Here is a 19,355-nt window from a genome sequence, read left to right as displayed (position 1 = left end):
ACATGAAAAACAATCACGCCTCAAAGACATTTACTGCTAGCACCTTAACAAGCCTGTTACTTCTTAGTGTTGCGCAATCTGCTGGCGCGGTAACGGTAAGTCAGCAACCTCTTTTCCTGACCGAAGGTGTTGCTCCAAATTTACTTGTTACACTCGATGACTCAGGAAGTATGGCTTTCGCCTATGCCCCTGACGGTATTAGTGGTGACGCCCAAAACAATTCAAACAGAGCATCTCAAGTCCGTTTTTTTTCTTCGACTTATAACCCGATGTACTACAACCCATCGGTTACATACCGCGCCCCCAAAAAAATCACCTACAACGCAACGACCAGTGCAATTGAGGTAAGCGAATACTCGACAACCTATAAAAAAGCCTGGATCCATGGCTACAGAACCTCCCTTGGCAGCATTGACTTATCCGACGAATATCGACCAACCGAAAGCTATACATCTGGTAGCACCGGGCAAACCTATGCCTCACACCCTTTTCTTGTCAGTGGAAATTACAGCAACAGAACCCGTGCATACTATTACGTGTACAACAGCGCTCTAAGCAATTGCAATAACACGATTTCGGATAATGATTGCTACCAGGGTTATTACGTCCCGACAGACCAAGAGCAAAACTTTGCAAACTGGTATTCCTTTTACCGTACCCGTGCACTGGCAACACAAAGCGCTGCTAACCTCGCGTTTTATACACTTCCAGATAATGTCCGCGTTACTTGGCAAATGCTCAATACCTGTACAGATATCGGTCAGGCCAGTAGCAGTAATGCCAACTGCAAAGATCAGTCAGGAAATAAATACAATAACGGGCTGAAAGTTTTCGCCCAACAACATCGGCAAAATTTCTTTGATTGGCTCGCGGATACCCCCGCAAGCGGAGGTACACCTCTGCGCTCCGCAATGCAAAGAGCGGGCGAATACTTGAAAAGGACTGATCTCGGCAAGCGCGGTGCGTTTACCCAAGACCCAAGCGTCCAAGTAGGCACGCAGTATGCGTGTCGTCCGTCATATCAAATTCTTATGACAGATGGCTTGTGGAATGGTGACAGCATCAACATAAAGAACTATGACAGCACAGGGCATAGCCTTCCTGACGGAGAGTCTTACGCCTCAAGAACGCCGTTTAAAGATACGGCTTCTGACACCTTGGCAGATTTGGCGTTTAAATATTGGGCAGAAGACCTGCAGCCCTCAATTGACAACAAATTATCTCCTTACGTGCCTTATACAGGAACTGACAGTTACTGGAATCCACGTAACGACCCGGCGACTTGGCAGCACATGACAACCTTTACTCTTGGACTGGGTTTGACACGCCAGCTAACCGACCCGGAGTGGGGCACCAATACTTTTGACGGCGACTATCCGAAACTACTGGCTGGTACTAAGTCATGGCCCTCTGCCTCAGACAACTCAAGTCAAAACGTTTATGACCTCTGGCACGCAGCAATCAACTCAAGAGGCGAGTTCTTCAGTGTTGACTCGCCCGACGCAATGGTCAGCGCCTTTGAAACCATCTTGAGCCGGATTGCTGACCGCGAGTCTTCGGCTGCAGCTGTATCGCTTGAGTCTGCGGTTAGCCGGTTAGGTAACGAAGCCTATTACGCAAGATTCAGCAGCAACCCTTGGTACGGTGAACTGGTTAAATTTGATGTCGACGCCAACGGGGGCCTTTCACAGGCTTGGAACGCCCGAAACTTATTAGCAGCAAAAGCTTGGACATCTCGCACAATAAAAATGAAAGGCACGGGAACCAGCGGTTTAGCTGACTTTACTTGGGCTAACTTATCGACCGCTCAAAAAGCCCTGCTGGACGTAAACAAAGCAGGCACAAAAGACAGTCTTGGCTCGGCAAGGGTTGATTATATAAAAGGTAGCCAAGCCAAAGCAGGCACAGACTTCTTTGATCGTCAGCAAGCCAATATCTTGGGCGATATTGTGCACTCCAGCCCCGTTGTAGTAGGCGCACCTGATCGGCTCCCTGCCTTCATGGACGCGCTTGGTGACACCACGGGTGCAACCAACTCATACGCACAGTTCAAAACCAGCAAAGTATCCCGCGCCAAACGCGTTTACGTAGGGGCAAACGATGGCATGTTGCATGCCTTCAATGATGATGGCCAGGAGGTCTTTGCCTATGTTCCTTCTGCCGTAGTGCCGAAACTCAACTTATTAACTGATAAAGCCTATTCAGGCGCCAACCACCAATACTACGTAGATGGAACACCCGTAGTTGGCGATGTAGTGATCAACGGCCAATGGCGCACAATCCTAATCGGTACTCTTGGTGGCGGCGGCCGCTCTATATTCGCACTAGACATAACCGATCCATCCAGCATTTCCCTGCTTTGGGAGTTCAGCTCAACAGATGATGGTGATCTCGGATTTAGCTTCGGTAAACCAATCATCACACGCCTTCACAGCGGTGGCTGGGGTGTGATTATGTCTAATGGCTATAGCAGTACAAATGAGCGCGCCGCACTATTTGTACTAAATGCGGCAAACGGCGCAGTCCTTAAAAAACTGACAGTTGACACAGGCACAGCAGGCAATGCTGTTGCGAATGGGCTGTCTACTCCAAAAGCGGTGGACATCAATGGAGACCTTATTACTGACTATGTGTATGCTGGCGACCTGCAGGGAAACATGTGGCGATTTGATCTTTTCACAGCCAATACGACGCCTGCATTTTCAAACGCAACTAACACCTCCGCCTCTACATTTCGCATCGCATTTGGCGGAAAGCCGCTGTACAAAGCGCAGACAGCCACTAATCAAACACAGCCAATCACAGCAGCCCCAACTATTGTTCGGCATCCAACAGGCACTGGATATATCGTTAACTTCGGTACTGGCAAGTACGTAGAAAGCTCTGACTCTGGCGCAGATACCTCTAAGGCAATGAGCCTCTATGGTATTTGGGATACCCAGTTAGATGGCAAATCAGCGAGCTCACTGCAGGGCGGTTCAGCTCTGGTACGTAGTAAACTGGTACAGCAAGCCTACAGCACAGCCTCCAATGCAACATTCACTGATACGGACACGAACACCGGCAGAAACAGGGATTACCGCGTGTTAAGCCGCAATCCCATTCAGTGGTACACAGACAGCAATCCAAGTAGCGGTATCAATAAATATGGCTGGTATTTGGACTTGACCAACGGTGGAACACTTGAAGGTGAACTTGTTGCTACCGACCTAAGTGAGCGAGCGGGCGTGCTTTTAGGTACCAGCACAATCCCCAACCAAGACCCTTGCACTTCGGGAATAGATCGCTGGTTCTTTGCGATAGATGCCACCACAGGCGGAGCAACTACTTTCAACGTACTGGACACTACAGGCAATAACTACGTTGATGCAAACGACTCTGCAAACGGACAAGTTGTATCAGGCATTAAAATTCCAGGCTTTGGCGCACCAGGCATTGTTGGAAACGACGTCTTCTTCAACACTGACGGCGGTGTGCAGCGTGAGCGGGTTGACTATGGCGACCAAGCTACAGGGCGCCAGAACTGGCGAATCATCGAGGAGTAATGGCATGAAAAAGTTAACGAGTTTATTGTTCGCCGCCCTTACTATTTACTCTGTATCTGCACTCGCAGAAAGCTTTGAGATGAATGGCGTCATTCAATCAGTCGACCTAGCCAGATCGGTGATTACAATTGATGATGCTGACTATCTTCTGCCCAATCGAGTGACAGACTCAAATAGCAACGCCAAATCCCCAGCCATTTATCAACTGGAAGAAGGTGCTATTGTCCGTATAGTCGGCACCGTCAGCTCACCAATGAACCAAGTAGATGCGCTTGCAATCCTTCCTCACGATCCAGTGGAGACTGGTGCGGCGCAAGGGACGCCTCAATGAACAGAAGTAAAGGTTTCACGTTAATAGAGCTGATGGTTGTAGTGGCCGTTATAGGAATTCTTGCCGCAGTGGCATTCCCTTCTTATCAGCAGTACGTGTTGCGCAGCAATCGTGCCGAAGGCCAAGCGCTCTTGAGTAACGTTGCCGCGAGGCAAGAGCGCTATTTCAGCCAGAACAATACGTATGCTTCAACTGCCGCACAGTTAAACCTGGCATCTTCAGACTCTGATAATAATGTGTACCGACTGAGCATCAACCGCACCTCGGCAACTGAATACATAATGACTGCTCAGCCAATCAACGCCCAGACTAAAGATACCGGTTGCGGTAGTTTGACCTTGAACCAAGCGGGTGCCCGTGGCGTCTCTGGTAGCAAAGCAGTTAATGACTGCTGGCGTTAATCATCAAACTGAAGCGGGTAAAAACCTTTATAAGGTTTTTACCCGCAGCTCTTTGGGCATCGAAAACGTAACATTCTCAGGGCGGCCCAAGAGTTCGCTTTCGCCGGTCGCGCCCCAGGCGTGTAGCTGGGAGATAACGCCGCGCACCAGTACTTCGGGTGCCGAGGCCCCAGCCGTGATGCCGATGCCATCCACACCGGTGAACCACTCTGGCTTGAGGTCTTCAGCGCCGTCGATTAGGTAAGCGGGAGTGCCCATGCGCTCGGCCAACTCACGCAGACGGTTGGAGTTGGAGCTGTTGGGGCTGCCGACCACCAGCAGTACGTCGCACTCGGCGGCGAGCTGTTTAACGGCATCCTGACGGTTTTGCGTGGCGTAGCAGATGTCGTCTTTACGCGGCCCGCCGATGGCTGGGAATTTGCTGCGCAGGGCGTCGATAACCTTGCTGGTGTCATCCATCGACAGTGTGGTTTGGGTCACGAACGCCAATGCATCCGGGTTGCGCACTTCCAGCTTGGCGACGTCTTTTTCGTCTTCAACCAGATAAATAGCGCCGCCGTTGCTGTCGTCGTATTGGCCCATGGTGCCTTCGACTTCAGGATGCCCGGCATGGCCGATAAGGATGCACTCACGCCCTTCCCGGCTGTAGCGCACCACTTCCATATGCACTTTGGTGACCAGCGGGCATGTGGCGTCAAACACCTTCAGGCCGCGACGGTCCGCTTCAGCACGTACGGCTTGGGATACACCGTGAGCGCTGAAGATTACGATGACATCATCGGGCACCTGATCCAGTTCTTCGACGAAAACTGCGCCACGGGCACGCAGGTCTTCGACCACAAACTTGTTATGCACCACTTCGTGACGCACATAGATGGGCGGCGAAAACACTTCCAGCGCGCGGTTAACAATCTCAATCGCACGGTCAACACCGGCACAGAAGCCACGTGGGTTTGCGAGTTTTATCTGCATAGGGGCCTCAAAGCTGTGTAGCAATTGAAAAGCGATTGAACACTCAGCTTACGCTAGCGAGCGGCGAGCGCTAAACCATCGGTCGAGCCGCGCCGGTCTCTGAATGAAGCGCTCAATCAGAGCGCTATAACCTCGATAATTTCAACATCAAAGCTCAGGACTTTACCGGCCAGGGGATGGTTAAAGTCGATCGTCACTTGAGTATCGTCAAATTCTTTGACCACACCCGGCAGCTCTGCGTTGGCGGCATCATTGAAAATAATCAGCAGCCCGGGCGACAAATCCATGCCTTCAAACTGGCTACGCGGCATTACCTGAAGGTTTTGCGGGTTTGGCTGACCAAAGCCCTGCTCAGGCAAGATTTCGATGCTGCGCTTATCGCCAGCCTTGAAACCAAACAGCGCGCTTTCAAAGCCTGGCAACAGGTTGCCATCGCCAACCTTAAAGGTGGCAGGTTGCTTGTCGAACGTACTGTCGACCACATCGCCGTTGTCGAGCTTGATCGCAAAATGCAGAGTGACCTGCTTGTCCGGGCCAATACGAATATCAGACATGAGCCGGCTCCTCAGGCTTTTTACTCTTGAACATATCCAGGCCCAACAAGATGGCGCCTAGGGTAATTGCGCTATCGGCCAGATTAAACGCCGGGAAACGCCACTGGTTTTGCCAATGGACCAAAATAAAGTCAACCACATGGCCGAGCACGATACGGTCAACCAGATTGCCGATTGCCCCGCCCAATACCAGTGAAAGCGCTACTGCCAGCAAGGTCTCGTCAGCCTTCAGGCGCTTGAGCCAGACAACCAGCACCACACTCACGGCAATGGCGATGGCAGCGAAGAACCAGCGCTGCCAACCCGATTCAGCGGCGAGAAAACTAAAGGCAGCGCCCTTGTTGTAGGCCAGCGTCCAACTGAAGTAATCCGGGATCACCACAATCTGCTGGTACATGCTCAAGGTGTTATCGAAATAGAACTTGCTGGCCTGATCAAGGACGAACACCAGAAGGGTTAGCCACAGCCAAGCAAGCCGCCCAAAGCGGCTTGGTACATTAGGCATAATGACGAACCTCGCCTGCACCTTCGATGTTGTCTACACAGCGACCACAGATTTCCGGATGCGCTGGGTTCACGCCAACATCTTCGCGGTGATGCCAGCAACGGCCGCACTTGGCATGGGTCGACTTAACCACTTTCAGCTTCAGGCCAGCGACTTCAGTTTCCACCGCGTCAGCAGGAGCAGCACTGAGTGGTGCCAGGCTAGCCGTTGAGGTGATCAACACAAAACGCAGCTCGTTGCCGAGTTTGTTCAGATCAGCGATCAGGCTGTCTTCGCCGTATACAGTCACTTCAGCTTGCAGGTTGCCACCGATGGCTTTTTCTTTGCGCTGGTTTTCCAATTCTTTGTTGACTGCAACCTTGACCGCCATGACCCGCTCCCAGAATTCGCGGTTCATTTCGACGTCTTGTGATTGCTCAACCAGACCTTGGTACCAACCATTGAGCATCACCGACTCGTTACGCTCGCCCGGCAGGTACTGCCAGATTTCATCGGCAGTGAATGCCAGAATCGGCGCGATCCAACGCACCAGCGCTTCAGCGATGTGGAACAACGCGGTCTGGCAAGAACGACGAGCAACACTGTCGGCCGCCGTGGTGTATTGACGGTCCTTGATGATATCGAGGTAGAAACCGCCCAACTCCTGCACGCAGAAGTTGTGCACCTTCTGGTAAACGTTCCAGAAGCGATAGCTGTCGTAAGCCTCTTCGATCTCGCGTTGCAACAGCAAGGCGCGATCCAATGCCCAGCGATCCAGTGCCAACAGCTCTTCAACGGGCAAGGCATGCTCAGCAGGTTCAAAACCGCTGAGGTTGGAAAGCAAGAAACGCGCGGTGTTACGGATGCGGCGGTAAGAGTCAGCGCTGCGCTGGAGGATGACGTTAGATACAGCCATCTCGCCCGAGTAATCGGTCGAAGACACCCACAGACGCATGATATCAGCGCCCAAGCTGTCGTTGACCTGCTGCGGGGCAACTACGTTACCCAAGGACTTGGACATCTTGCGGCCGTTTTCATCGACCACAAACCCGTGGGTCAGCAGCTCTTTGTAAGGCGCGTGACCGTCGATTGCGCAACCCGTCAGCAAGGACGAATGGAACCAGCCGCGGTGCTGGTCGGAACCTTCCAGGTACAAATCGGCACGTGGGCCAGTGGCATGACCCAAGTTATGGGAACCACGCAGCACGTGCCAATGGGTTGTGCCCGAGTCGAACCAAACGTCCAGCGTATCGCTGATCTTGTCGTACTGCGCAGCTTCATCGCCGAGCAATTCGCTGGCGTCGAGCTTGAACCACGCCTCGATGCCTTCAACTTCAATGCGCTTGGCAACCTCTTCCATCAGCTCAACGGTGCGCGGATGCAGATCACCGCTTTCCTTATGCAGGAAGAATGGGATAGGCACGCCCCAATTGCGCTGACGCGAGATGCACCAGTCAGGGCGACCGGCGATCATGCTGTGCAGGCGCGCTTGGCCCCATGCAGGCACGAATTCCGTTTGTTCGATAGCGCCCAACGCACGCTCACGCAGCGTGCTGCCTTCATTCGGCTGCTTGTCCATACCGACGAACCATTGCGCGGTGGCGCGATAGATCAGCGGGGTTTTGTGACGCCAACAATGCATGTAGCTGTGTTGGATCGGCTGATGCTTGAGCAACGCACCAACTTCATTGAGCTTGGCGACGATATTCGGGTTGGCTTTCCAGATGAACTGGCCACCAAAGAACGGCAGCGACTCAACATAAACGCCATTGCTCTGCACCGGGCTGAGGATGTCGTCGTTGCTCATGCCGTAGCCTTTGCACGAACGGAAGTCGTCCTCACCATAGGCCGGGGCCGAGTGAACGATGCCAGTGCCTGAACCCATTTCAACGTATTCAGCCAGGTACACAGGCGACAAACGATCATAGAACGGGTGACGGAAACGGATCAGCTCCAGCGCCTCGCCCTTGGCGGTCGCAATGACGCTGCCTTGCAGGCCGTAACGCTCAAGGCTGCTTTCGACCAGCTCTTCACCAATCAACAACAGCTTGTCGCCAACATCAACCAGCGCATAGTTAAATTCAGGGTGAACGTTAAGCGCCTGGTTCGCCGGGATGGTCCACGGGGTGGTGGTCCAGATAACGATGCTGGCTGGCTTTGGCAGGCTCGCCAGACCAAATGCAGCGGCCAGCTTGTCGTTGTCTTCACAGGCAAAGGCAACGTCGATGGCATCAGATTTTTTATCTTGGTATTCAACCTCAGCCTCAGCCAATGCCGAGCCGCAATCAAAACACCAGTTAACCGGCTTCAGGCCTTTAAAGACAAAGCCTTGCTTGACCATTTCAGCCAAGGCGCGAACTTCGCCCGCTTCATTGGCGAAATCCATGGTGCGATAAGGCTTTTCCCAGTCGCCGAGCACACCCAAACGGATGAAGTCAGCTTTCTGGCCTTCAATCTGCTCACCGGCGTAGGTGCGGCAGCGCTCACGCGTGAGATCAGCTGGCTGATTTTTGCCAAAAGTGGTTTCGACCTTGTGCTCAATCGGCAGGCCGTGACAATCCCAACCCGGCACATAAGGTGCGTCGTAGCCCGACAGGGTTTTCGAGCGGGTGATGATGTCTTTAAGAATCTTGTTAACCGCATGACCGATGTGAATGCTGCCGTTGGCGTATGGAGGACCATCATGCAGCACAAACTTTGGACGGCCTTCGCCCAGCTCGCGCAGTTTCTGATACAAACCAATGTCGTCCCAGCGCTTCAGGGTTTCCGGCTCGCGCGTCGGCAGGCCAGCCTTCATCGGGAACTTGGTATCAGGCAGGTTTAGCGTGGCTTTATAGTCGGTCATTTCGGCTCTTCATTTAAACGGTCGGCACTATTAATTTAAGTGCGCCAATGGGCACGGGCGGCGGCAATATCGGCAGCAATTGCCGTCTTTAACGCCTCAAGGGAGGCAAATCGCTGCTCATCACGCAGCTTGTGGTGGAACGCCACCGTCAAACGCCGGCCATAAACATCACCGGCAAAATCTAAAAGGTGCACCTCAAGGTGGGCACTACCGTCACTCTTAACACTGGGCCGCACACCGATATTGGCGACACCGGGCCAGGTTTTACCGTCGATCTCGGTGCTGACCAGATAAACCCCGGTCAAAGGCACACGTCGACGTTTAAGCTGAATATTGGCTGTAGGCGCATTCAGCTGACGACCCAGTTTCTGGCCGTGTAACACGCGTCCTGCGATTTGAAATGGGCGTCCGAGCAGCAATTCAGCAAGGGCGAAATCAGCGTTTTGCAGCGCCTCGCGAACCCGCGTGCTGCTCACTCGAATACCATCAAGCTCAACAGTCGTGGCGGCCTCGACGGTAAAGCCTTCACGCTCAGCAGCCGCGGACAAAAAGGCAAAGTCGCCGGCGCGATCACAACCAAAGCGGAAGTCATCACCCACCTCAAGATGGCGAACACCCAAGCCCTCAACCAGCACTTTGTGCACAAACTCTGCGGCGCTCAACTCACGCAAACGCCGGTTAAACGCCAAGCACAACACCCGATCAACGCCTTCAGCCGCCAGCAGGTCGAGCTTGTCGCGCAGGCGGGTCAACCGCGCAGGCGCGGTATCAGGGCCAAAGAACTCGCGGGGCTGCGGCTCAAAAATGACCACGCAGCTGGGTACGCCAAGCTCTGCGGCTCGCTCACGCAAACGCGCCAAAATAGCCTGATGGCCACGATGGACGCCGTCAAAATTCCCGATGGTGGCGACACAGTCCCGATGCTGGGGGCGCAGGTTGTGTAGGCCTCGTACCAGCTGCATAACGCGCTTCTTGCTCATAAAGTGGTCGATTATACGCATACCCGACAGCAGACAACAGGCAACAACGTCGCAGTGATCAGAAATCTACACGTCAATTAATCCCGCCCCAGAAAAATGGTGGCCATTGTATTGTGCGACGAGGCGAAGCTTGCCCACCCTCACTCGCGCGAACAAACCGAACATTCGAGACCGAAATGGTGGCTCTTGCAGGGTGTGTCAACGCGAAGCTTGGCCACCATCGCTCACGCAAACGCCAAGAATATTGCACGGCTGTAATGGTGGGTAAAAAAGCGTTACCCAGCCTACGTGAGGGCGATGCACATTCATTGCAAGTTACGCGATGGCCTTGCGTGAGAAATCGCGCAGCCTGAAGCCCATCAACAACAAACTGGCGAAATAACTGACCAAACCTGCGGCTACCAACACACCAAGGCGCAACAACCGTTCGAGCATGCCCCCACTGGCCCACTCAGGCATGTAATGCATAACAGCAAAGAGCACCGCTGCCATAACGGACACAGCCACAACCAACTTGACCAAGTACATCAGCCAACCGGGTTGCGGCTGGAACATATCAGCCTTGCGCAACTGCCAATACAACAAACTGGCGTTCAGGCAAGCTGCCAAACCGATAGACAGCGCCAAGCCGACATGGGCCAACGGACCAATAAAGGCCAGGTTCATCAACTGGGTCGAAAACAGCGTGAAGATCGCAATCTTCACCGGTGTCTTAATGTTCTGCTGGGCATAAAAGCCGGGAGCCAAAATTTTCACCAAAATAATCCCAAGCAGACCAATGGCATACGCGATCAGGGCATGCTGAGTCATCAAGGCATCGTTGGCGCTGAATTTACCGTACTGAAACAACGACACAGTCAAGGGCTCGGCCAGCACCGCCAAGGCAACAGCGCTCGGCAACACCAGCACAAAGCACAGCCGCAACCCCCAATCGAGCAGCCGCGAATAGTCTTCGCGGTTGGCGCTTGAGTAAGTCTTGGACAGCGCCGGCAACAAAATCGTCCCCAAAGCCACGCCCAGCACACCAGACGGCAACTCCATCAGGCGGTCGGCGTAATACATCCACGACACTGAGCCTGCAACCAGGAACGAAGCAAAAATGGTGTTGATGATCAGCGATATCTGGCTGACCGACACACCAAAGATCGCCGGGCCCATTTGCTTGAGCACACGCCATACCCCGAGATCTTTGAGGTTCAGACGCGGCAACACCAACATGCCGACCCGCTTAAGGTGCGGCAGCTGATACAGCAGTTGCAACAAGCCGCCGACCAGCACCGCCCAGCCCAGCGTCATAATCGGCGGATCAAAATAGGGCGTTAAAAACAGCGCAAACACGATCATGCTGACGTTAAGCAGAGTCGGCACAAATGCGGGCACTGAAAACCGATTCCAGGTATTAAGTACGGCACCTGCCAGAGATGAAAGCGAGATCAGCAATATATATGGGAAGGTGACCCGCAGCAGATCCGTGGTCAAGGCAAAGCGATCAGCCTCATCGGCAAAGCCCGGCGCAGAAATCCATACGATCCAGGGTGCAGCAATTACCCCGATTAAAGTCACCAACGCCAAGACTAACGTCAGCAACCCCGAAACATAAGCAATAAAGGTTCGGGTCGCCTCCTCGCCCTGTTGGGTCTTGTATTCAGCCAAAATAGGTACAAAGGCTTGCGAAAATGCCCCTTCGGCAAAAATTCTTCGCAACAGATTTGGCAATTTAAAAGCCACCACAAAGGCGTCAGAAGCCACGCCAGCGCCGAATGTGCGGGCAATAATGGTATCGCGCACAAAACCCAAAACGCGCGAGAGCATGGTCAAAGAGCTAACAGCGGCCAGCGACTTAAGCAAATTCATGAGATAATGTTTTTTCCGCATGCATGTGGGCCAGCGGACAATCCACCGGCTCACGAAGGCGTCGAGTGTAGCGGCCTGCCACTTGTCAGGCTAGCGCCAGGAATCGTCATTAGTCTTGACAGACGAATACCTTCTAGGCATGATTCGCGGCCTTATTTGTTTGCAACCCCAAATTTTCGAGGAGCTTGACGGTGGCCAATACACCTTCTGCCAAAAAACGCGCAAAACAGGCTGAGAAGCGTCGTAGCCATAACGCCAGCCTGCGCTCGATGGTCCGTACCTACATCAAAAACGTTGTTAAAGCTATCGACGCTAAAGATGCTGGCCTGGCCCAAACTGCTTACACTGCAGCTGTTCCGGTCATCGACCGCATGGCTGACAAAGGCATCTTGCACAAGAACAAAGCAGCTCGTCATAAGAGCCGCCTGAATGCCCACATCAAGGCACTCAGCACTGCTGCTTAATTAGCAGTCAGTTCTTGGCGTAACGCCTTAAAAAACCGGTCTCAGGACCGGTTTTTTATTGCCTGTGATTTATGTTTTCGCACGCCACTGCAGGACGGACAACGCTTTTTTGTCCGCCAGAGCGCACGTAAATTTCGGATTACCCGCGGAGTCTTGGAGGACAAGCTGCGCTTGTCACACTCTACGCACACCCACCTATAACCATTACTTTTGCGTCGGCCAGGGCATAATCGGGATCGCCGCCATCGAGTTTTGCGGACTGCCCTCGATTACCCGATCGCTATACACCAGATAAATTAGTGCATTGCGCTTCTGATCAAAGAAACGCACCACCTGCATGGTCTTGAAAACCAACGAGGTGCGCTGCTTGAATACTTCTTCACCGTCTTTGAGCTTGCCAGTGAAGCTAATCGGACCGATCTGACGGCAATCAATCGAGGCATCAGAGCGATCTTCAGCCAAACCAAGACCACCCTTCACACCTCCAGTTTTCGCCCGCGACAAATAGCAGGTCACGCCTTGAACCTTAGGATCATCAAAGGCCTCAACGACAATCTTGTCATTGGGCCCCATCCATTTGAACACCATTGAGACCGAACCAATCTCTTCCGCAGAGGCCAGTACCGGTAACACCATCAACGCAGCTAGCAATCCATTCGCCACACGCATCAAAGCGCCCTCCTAAACCAGAATCAAATTATCCCTGTGCACCAGTTCCGGCTCATCAACATAGCCCAGCAGCTTTTCGATGGCATCGGATGACTGGCCGATAATTTTTTGCGCCTCAAGCGCACTGTAATTGGCCAGGCCACGGGCAATTTCGCGACCATCCACCGCCACACAAACCACCATCTCACCGCGCCGGAAGCTGCCTTTTACAGCGCGCACACCGACCGGCAGCAGACTTTTTCGCCCCGTCGCCAGCGCCTTGACCGCACCATCATCGAGAACCAACGTGCCGCGCGTCTGCAGATGCCCGGCAAGCCACTGCTTACGTGCCGCCAACATACCACGCTCAGGCGCGAGCAAGGTGCCCAGGCGCTCGCCAGCTTTAAGCCGGGCCAACACCTGCTCAATGGCACCCCCAACGATCACCGTATGCGCACCAGAGCGCGCAGCAAGCCGTGCAGCACGCAGCTTGGTCTGCATACCACCACGCCCCAAAGCACCGCCCACACCACCCGCCACAGCATCCAGAGCAGGATCGTCAGCACGCGCCTCGTGAATCAGCTTGGCATTTGGATTATTACGTGGATCGGCATCAAACATGCCATCGCGATCAGTGAGGATAACCAGCAAGTCAGCTTCGACCAGATTGGCAACCAGCGCCGCCAAAGTGTCGTTATCACCGAAACGAATTTCGTCAGTAACAACGGTGTCGTTTTCATTGATCACCGGCACCACATCGAGCTCAACCAAGGTACGCAAGGTACTGCGAGCATTGAGGTAGCGCTTGCGATCAGACAGGTCGTCATGGGTTAGCAGAATTTGCGCCGTGCGCCGACCATGCTCAGCAAAACTGGACTCCCACGCCTGAATCAGCACCATCTGGCCAATGGCAGCAGACGCCTGCAATTCATGCATGGCACTCGGTCGCGACGTCCAACCCAGACGACTCATTCCCGCCGCCACAGCACCAGACGAGACCAACACCAGCTCTACGCCCTGCTCACGTAACGCGACCATTTGCCGGACCCAGACAGCCATCGCCGCCCGATCCAACCCACGCCCATCTGCCGTCAGCAGCGCACTGCCGATTTTAACCACCCAGCGCTGCGCGCCAGTCACCTTGTCACGCATGATTCCTCAACCCTAGCCCCACACCTAAAATGCAGAGCAGTTACTAGTCACGAAACATACAAAAACGCCGCTATTAAGCGGCGTTGATAATGGCTTAATCCCGGACGTAAAAGATTTCCGGGCCGTCGTCGTCATCTTCATCATCGAAGTCGTCTTCATCGACATCTTCGACACTCTTGACGCCCGAACGACGCAACGCACGCTGATCATCCAACGCCTGCAGACGTGCACGCGCCTCATCTTCAATACGTTGATCCAGCTCAGCCAACTCAGAGGCGAACGCCGGATTCTCAGCAATCTTCTCTGTGCGCGCCTCAAGATAGGTCATGATGTCCTGACACAGACGCTGCGTGCCCTCACTGGAAATCGCCGAAACCACATATACCGGGCCTTTCCAATCGAGACGAGCAACCACTTCAGCAACACGCTCATCACGCTCTTCTTCGAGCATCTGGTCCGACTTATTCAGCACCAGCCAGCGATCACGCTCAGCCAGCGACGGACTGAACTTAGTCAACTCATCAACAATAGTCACAGCTGACTCACTTGGATCAGTCAGGTCAAGCGGTGCCATATCGACGAGGTGCAACAATAAACGAGTACGCGCCAAATGCTTCAGGAAGCGAATGCCCAAGCCAGCGCCATCAGAGGCACCTTCGATCAAACCTGGAATATCGGCAACCACAAAGCTCTTGTAGCGATCGACGCTGACAACGCCCAGGTTAGGGATCAGCGTGGTAAACGGATAATCCGCAACCTTTGGCTTGGCCGCCGACACCGCACGGATAAAAGTACTTTTACCGGCATTCGGCAACCCCAGTAACCCCACATCAGCCAACACTTTCAGCTCAAGCTTAAGATCACGGGACTCACCCGGCTTACCCGGCGTAGTCTGGCGCGGCGCCCGGTTGGTACTGGATTTAAAGCGTGTGTTACCCAGACCGTGCCAGCCGCCCTGCGCAACCATCAAACGCTGACCAGCCTTAGTCAGGTCACCAATTACTTCTTGAGTACCGGCATCAATGACCGTGGTACCAACAGGCACACGCAGAACCAGCTCCTCGCCTTTGCGACCCGTGCAATCGGTGCTGCCACCGTTGGAGCCACGCTCAGCATCGAAACGCCGGGTATAGCGGTAGTCGATCAAGGTATTGAGGTTTTCATCGGCCATTAAAAACACCGAACCACCGTCACCGCCGTCACCGCCGTTAGGCCCACCGTTTTCGATGAACTTTTCACGCCGGAAACTCATGCAGCCGTTTCCACCGTCACCGGCTTTTACAAAAATCGATACTTCATCGACGAATTTCATGAGCACGCCTCCCGCCAATACAGCGGGTTAACAATAAACAAGGAACACAGGTGCTTGCAAAATTGACCTAAGAAACCTCTGAAAAACGGCTACTCCGTCTTTTTAGAGATTTTCTGTGCATAAGGGCTTAATCATAAGCCTTTTATCAGGACAGTTTGGCAAGAACCCCAAGAATACAAAAACAAAAAAGCCCCGTCGCAAGGACAGGGCTTTTAACCTTGCCGCGATTAAGCCGCGACAACGCTCACGTAGCGACGACCGAAGGCGCCTTTTACTTCAAACTTGATCACGCCTTCGACTTTAGCGAAGAGAGTGTGATCTTTACCCATGCCAACGCCGTAACCAGCGTGGAATTGGGTGCCGCGCTGACGCACGATGATGTTGCCTGCTTTGATAGCCTGGCCGCCATACATCTTAACGCCTAAGCGTTTAGCTTCTGAGTCGCGACCGTTGCGGGTGGAACCGCCAGCTTTTTTGTGTGCCATGAGTCAATACTCCTATAAAGGGATTTGGCTGAAATAAATCAGGCCGAAATACCGGTGATTTTGATCTCAGTGAACCACTGACGGTGGCCCTGACGCTTCATGTGGTGCTTACGACGACGGAACTTGATGATGCGGATTTTATCGTGACGACCTTGCGACACAACTTCTGCAACAACTTTAGCGCCATCTACAACAGGTGCACCGATTTGAACGTCGTCACCGTTGCCGATCAACAAAACGCGATCGAACGTGACGGATTCGCCAGTGCCGATTTCGAGTTTCTCAACCTTCAGGAATTCGCCTTCGGTGACTTTGTATTGCTTGCCACCAGTAACAATTACAGCGTACATGGTATATCTCCGTTAATCCTGCTCACCCAGCTCTTTAGAGGGATAGTTATCGGCTGGCATGGCTGCTCGGGGCCGGAAAAGACGCCCTTGCAATTGCGTAAGGCAGGGAAATGCCCAGGGGGAAGTTCAGGGTGCGCGATTGTACGCAAGCTAAGATCACCGCGCAAGCCCTTACAGCGTTCACGGCGCAACGGCCTGCAAACGGCGCGAAGTATATTGATGCAGTGCTGCATTCTATAACAGTAATATGGCTTAGCACTTTGTTAAGCTGTCACTTTAATGCATGAAACTGCTAAAGCGACTCAGGCACGTGCCTTGACAGCCCTGAGCCTGCCCCCTAGCATGCCGCGCAACCTTCGAGGAGCACCTGCAACTGATGCAACCCCAGGCTTTCTACCGCGTGGTGGCGGATGACTTTACCGCCGTTGATGGCATTATCCGTCAGCAACTTGTCTCGCGTGTACCGCTGGTAGAGAAAATCGGCGATTACATTATTTCAGCTGGCGGTAAGCGTCTGCGTCCTTTATTAGTCTTGCTGAGTGGCAAGGCCCTTGGACTGCAGGGCGACAACCTGCGCCTGCTCGCTGCAACCATCGAATTCTTGCACACCGCAACCTTGCTGCATGACGACGTTGTCGACATGTCAGACATGCGCCGCGGACGCAGCACGGCCAACGCCCAGTGGGGCAATGCACCCAGCGTCCTGGTCGGTGACTTCCTCTATTCGCGCTCTTTCGAGATGATGGTCGAACTGGGCTCTATGCCGGTGATGAAGATCCTCTCCAAAGCCACTCGCGTGATCGCAGAAGGCGAAGTCCTGCAACTCTCGAAAATCCGCGATGCCAGCACCACCGAAGAGACCTACATGGAAGTCATCCGCGGCAAAACCGCCATGCTTTTCGAGGCCTCGACCCACAGCGCTGCAGCATTGGCAGAAGCGACAAGCGAGCAGACCGAAGCGCTGCGCACCTTTGGCGACCACCTCGGTGTAGCTTTCCAACTGGTGGATGATTTGCTCGACTATCGCGGCGATGCCGCTACCCTGGGCAAGAACGTCGGTGACGACCTGGCTGAAGGCAAACCTACCCTGCCGCTGATCTACACCATGCGTGAAGGTACACCAGAGCAAGCTGCACTGGTACGTCAGGCGATCCAGAAAGGTGGCATCGAGAACCTTGAAAGCATTCGCAACGCCGTTGAAGCGTCCGGTGCCTTGGATTACACCGCGCAGCAAGCCCGCGACTACGCCGAACGTGCAATTGCGTGCCTGGAAGTCCTGCCCACCGGTGAATACCGCGACGCACTGATCGAACTAAGCCGCTTTGCAGTAGCGCGCACCCACTAAATCGATAAGGTGGTCGACGCCTTTTTCGGCCACCATTTCCAACCGATAATCCCCGGCCAATTATCCGCATAACGGTGGCCAAGCTTCGCGTTGACCACCCTACAAAGCCACCATCACCGCCCGAATGCGCAACGTCGTAGGGTAGTCGACGCCCTTTTCGGCCACCATTTCCAACCGCAAATCCCCCGGCGAATTGTCCGCATAGCGGTGGCCAAGCTTCGCGTTGACCACCCTACAAAGCCACCATCACCGCCCGAATGCGCAACGCCGTAGGGTGGTCGACGCCCTTTTCGGCCACCATTTCCAACCGCAACCCCCCGGCCTATTGTCCGCATAACGGTGACCAAGCTTCGCGTTGACAACCCTACAAAGCCACCATCACCACCCAAATGCGCAACGCTCGTAGGGTGGTCGACGCCTTTTTCGGCCACCATTTCCAACCGCAAATCCCCGGCCAATTGTCCACATAGCGGTGGCTAAGCTTCGCGTTGACCACCCTACAAAGCCACCATCACCCGCCCGAATGCGCAACGCCGTAGGGTGGTCGACGCCCTTTTCAGCCACCATTTCCAACCGCAAATCCCCCGGCGAATTGTCCGCATAACGGTGGCCAAGCTTCGCGTTGACCACCCTACAAAGCCACCATCACCGCCCAAAAGCGCAACGCTCGTAGGGTGGTCGACGCCTTTTTCGGCCACCATTTCCAACCGCAAATCCCCGCCGAATTGTCCGCATAGCGGTGGCCCGTACGGAGCATATACTGGCTCCTAGAAACCGTACTCTCCGAAATCCCCGGTATCATCCGAAGGCCGCCCGCACCAATCTTCGGGGTAAATGCCCATTGCCACTGCCCGATGAAAACTCGAATAGGGCCAGTCGGCCAAACGCCCAACATAGTTGTGTTTCAACGGGTTGTAATGGATGTAGTCAAAGTGTTGCTGGTAATCCTGCGCATCACGAATCAGGTGCTCCCAGTAGCGACGCTGCCAGATTCCGCGTTCAGCTCGCCGCCTTTGGTTAACTGTTCGCGGCTCAACTGCCCGTAGGCGTTTACTGAAAGCGAACTTGATTACCTGCCAGCGGAGCGCGAAGTCATTGTCCCCCGGTGGCAGCTTCCACATGCAATGCATATGCTCTGGAAGCACCACCCAGGCCTCAATATAAAAGGGGTGACGAGCCCGAGTAGAACGCACCGATTCGCGCAATAAATCTATCTCACGGACCAGTAGATCGCTTTTTCGATCATACAGATTGACGGTAAAGAAATAGGTCTCGCCCGGAGCGCGGGCGCGTCGGTAGTTAGACATAGCGGCCCATCCTTGAGCGGTAAGCAGCCATAAACTTAGTGGACTATCTTCACGTTAGCTACCCGACGAACTGCTAGTGCGGTTGGTCGGCGTTGTTCTCGCCCAACATTAACAACCACGAATACTCATGCATTTCCGCCACCGCGGTGGCCAAGCTTCGCGTTGACCACCCTACAAAGCCACCATCACCGCCCGAATGCGCAACGCCGTAGGGTGGTCGACGTCTTTTTCGGCCACCATTTCCAACCGCAAATCCCCGGTCAATTGTCCGCATAACGGTGGCTAAGCTTCGCGTTGACCACCCTACAAAGCCACCATCAATGGCC

Annotated in this window: 17 protein-coding genes; 5 read left to right on the top strand and 12 right to left on the bottom strand. The window is 53.9% G+C overall.

Annotated features, from left to right (window positions below):
- Positions 1-2: 2 nt before the first annotated feature.
- Genes ACIGCM_RS18515 through ACIGCM_RS18505 form a run of 3 tightly spaced genes read left to right on the top strand, consistent with a single transcriptional unit; the run spans position 3 to position 4,277 of the window.
- Complete coding sequence (locus tag ACIGCM_RS18515) at positions 3-3,545, top strand: pilus assembly protein (protein ID WP_397503522.1); 3,543 nt, start codon at positions 3-5, stop codon at positions 3,543-3,545.
- Positions 3,546-3,549: 4 nt separating this feature from the next.
- Positions 3,550-3,876 (top strand): PilY2 family type 4a fimbrial biogenesis protein, encoded by a 327-nt coding sequence (locus ACIGCM_RS18510; protein ID WP_397503521.1) that lies wholly within the window; start codon positions 3,550-3,552, stop codon positions 3,874-3,876.
- Positions 3,873-4,277, top strand: coding sequence for a type IV pilin protein (locus ACIGCM_RS18505; RefSeq protein WP_397503520.1), 405 nt, complete (start codon positions 3,873-3,875; stop codon positions 4,275-4,277). The genes ACIGCM_RS18510 and ACIGCM_RS18505 overlap by 4 nt, the downstream gene beginning before the upstream one ends.
- A gap of 27 nt (positions 4,278-4,304) precedes the next feature.
- On the opposite strand, the gene ispH is transcribed toward ACIGCM_RS18505, so the two are convergent.
- From ispH to murJ, 6 genes are all read right to left on the bottom strand, one after another.
- The gene (ispH, locus tag ACIGCM_RS18500; protein ID WP_397503519.1) at positions 4,305-5,249 is read right to left on the bottom strand and encodes a 4-hydroxy-3-methylbut-2-enyl diphosphate reductase; all 945 of its coding nucleotides are present in this window, start codon (positions 5,247-5,249) and stop codon (positions 4,305-4,307) included.
- Between the two features lie 116 nt (positions 5,250-5,365).
- A complete protein-coding gene (locus ACIGCM_RS18495) occupies positions 5,366-5,803 on the bottom strand; it encodes a peptidylprolyl isomerase (protein WP_397503518.1) in 438 nt (145 codons plus the stop codon).
- Positions 5,796-6,308: a signal peptidase II gene (gene lspA / locus ACIGCM_RS18490; RefSeq protein WP_397503517.1), complete on the bottom strand. Its 513-nt coding sequence runs from the start codon at positions 6,306-6,308 to the stop codon at positions 5,796-5,798. The genes ACIGCM_RS18495 and lspA overlap by 8 nt, the downstream gene beginning before the upstream one ends.
- Positions 6,301-9,132, bottom strand: a complete 2,832-nt coding sequence (ileS, locus tag ACIGCM_RS18485; protein WP_397503516.1) for an isoleucine--tRNA ligase — start codon at positions 9,130-9,132, stop codon at positions 6,301-6,303. The genes lspA and ileS overlap by 8 nt, the downstream gene beginning before the upstream one ends.
- Positions 9,133-9,167: 35 nt before the next feature.
- Positions 9,168-10,094: a bifunctional riboflavin kinase/FAD synthetase gene (ribF, locus tag ACIGCM_RS18480; protein ID WP_397503515.1), complete on the bottom strand. Its 927-nt coding sequence runs from the start codon at positions 10,092-10,094 to the stop codon at positions 9,168-9,170.
- Positions 10,095-10,427: 333 nt separating this feature from the next.
- Entirely contained in the window at positions 10,428-11,966 is a 1,539-nt protein-coding gene (gene murJ, locus ACIGCM_RS18475) for a murein biosynthesis integral membrane protein MurJ (RefSeq protein ID WP_397503514.1), read from the bottom strand.
- A gap of 191 nt (positions 11,967-12,157) precedes the next feature.
- Between murJ and rpsT the strand changes: the two genes are divergently transcribed.
- The gene (gene rpsT, locus ACIGCM_RS18470) at positions 12,158-12,430 is read left to right on the top strand and encodes a 30S ribosomal protein S20 (protein WP_010489670.1); all 273 of its coding nucleotides are present in this window, start codon (positions 12,158-12,160) and stop codon (positions 12,428-12,430) included.
- A gap of 204 nt (positions 12,431-12,634) precedes the next feature.
- On the opposite strand, the gene ACIGCM_RS18465 is transcribed toward rpsT, so the two are convergent.
- The 5 genes from ACIGCM_RS18465 to rplU form a co-directional block, all read right to left on the bottom strand.
- Positions 12,635-13,099: a CreA family protein gene (locus ACIGCM_RS18465; protein WP_397503513.1), complete on the bottom strand. Its 465-nt coding sequence runs from the start codon at positions 13,097-13,099 to the stop codon at positions 12,635-12,637.
- Between the two features lie 12 nt (positions 13,100-13,111).
- A complete protein-coding gene (gene proB, locus ACIGCM_RS18460; RefSeq protein WP_397503512.1) occupies positions 13,112-14,230 on the bottom strand; it encodes a glutamate 5-kinase in 1,119 nt (372 codons plus the stop codon).
- Positions 14,231-14,324: 94 nt separating this feature from the next.
- Positions 14,325-15,542, bottom strand: coding sequence for an Obg family GTPase CgtA (gene cgtA / locus ACIGCM_RS18455; RefSeq protein ID WP_397503511.1), 1,218 nt, complete (start codon positions 15,540-15,542; stop codon positions 14,325-14,327).
- Between the two features lie 227 nt (positions 15,543-15,769).
- The gene (rpmA, locus tag ACIGCM_RS18450; RefSeq protein ID WP_003281574.1) at positions 15,770-16,027 is read right to left on the bottom strand and encodes a 50S ribosomal protein L27; all 258 of its coding nucleotides are present in this window, start codon (positions 16,025-16,027) and stop codon (positions 15,770-15,772) included.
- Positions 16,028-16,065: 38 nt separating this feature from the next.
- Complete coding sequence (rplU, locus tag ACIGCM_RS18445; protein WP_397503510.1) at positions 16,066-16,377, bottom strand: 50S ribosomal protein L21; 312 nt, start codon at positions 16,375-16,377, stop codon at positions 16,066-16,068.
- Positions 16,378-16,753: 376 nt separating this feature from the next.
- Here rplU and ACIGCM_RS18440 point away from each other — a divergent pair, with 376 nt between their 5' ends.
- Positions 16,754-17,722, top strand: a complete 969-nt coding sequence (locus ACIGCM_RS18440) for a polyprenyl synthetase family protein (RefSeq protein WP_397503509.1) — start codon at positions 16,754-16,756, stop codon at positions 17,720-17,722.
- A gap of 767 nt (positions 17,723-18,489) precedes the next feature.
- Here ACIGCM_RS18440 and ACIGCM_RS18435 read toward each other — a convergent pair.
- On the bottom strand, positions 18,490-19,029 hold the full coding sequence (locus tag ACIGCM_RS18435; RefSeq protein ID WP_397503508.1) for an REP-associated tyrosine transposase: 540 nt from the start codon (positions 19,027-19,029) through the stop codon (positions 18,490-18,492).
- Positions 19,030-19,355: the final 326 nt, after the last annotated feature.

Source organism: Pseudomonas sp. NPDC078700, from assembly GCF_044542375.1.
In the GTDB taxonomy this organism is placed as follows: Bacteria; Pseudomonadota; Gammaproteobacteria; order Pseudomonadales; family Pseudomonadaceae; genus Aquipseudomonas.
The sequence above is the reverse complement of the archived record's forward strand: the minus strand, read 5'-3'. Positions and strand labels throughout refer to the sequence as shown.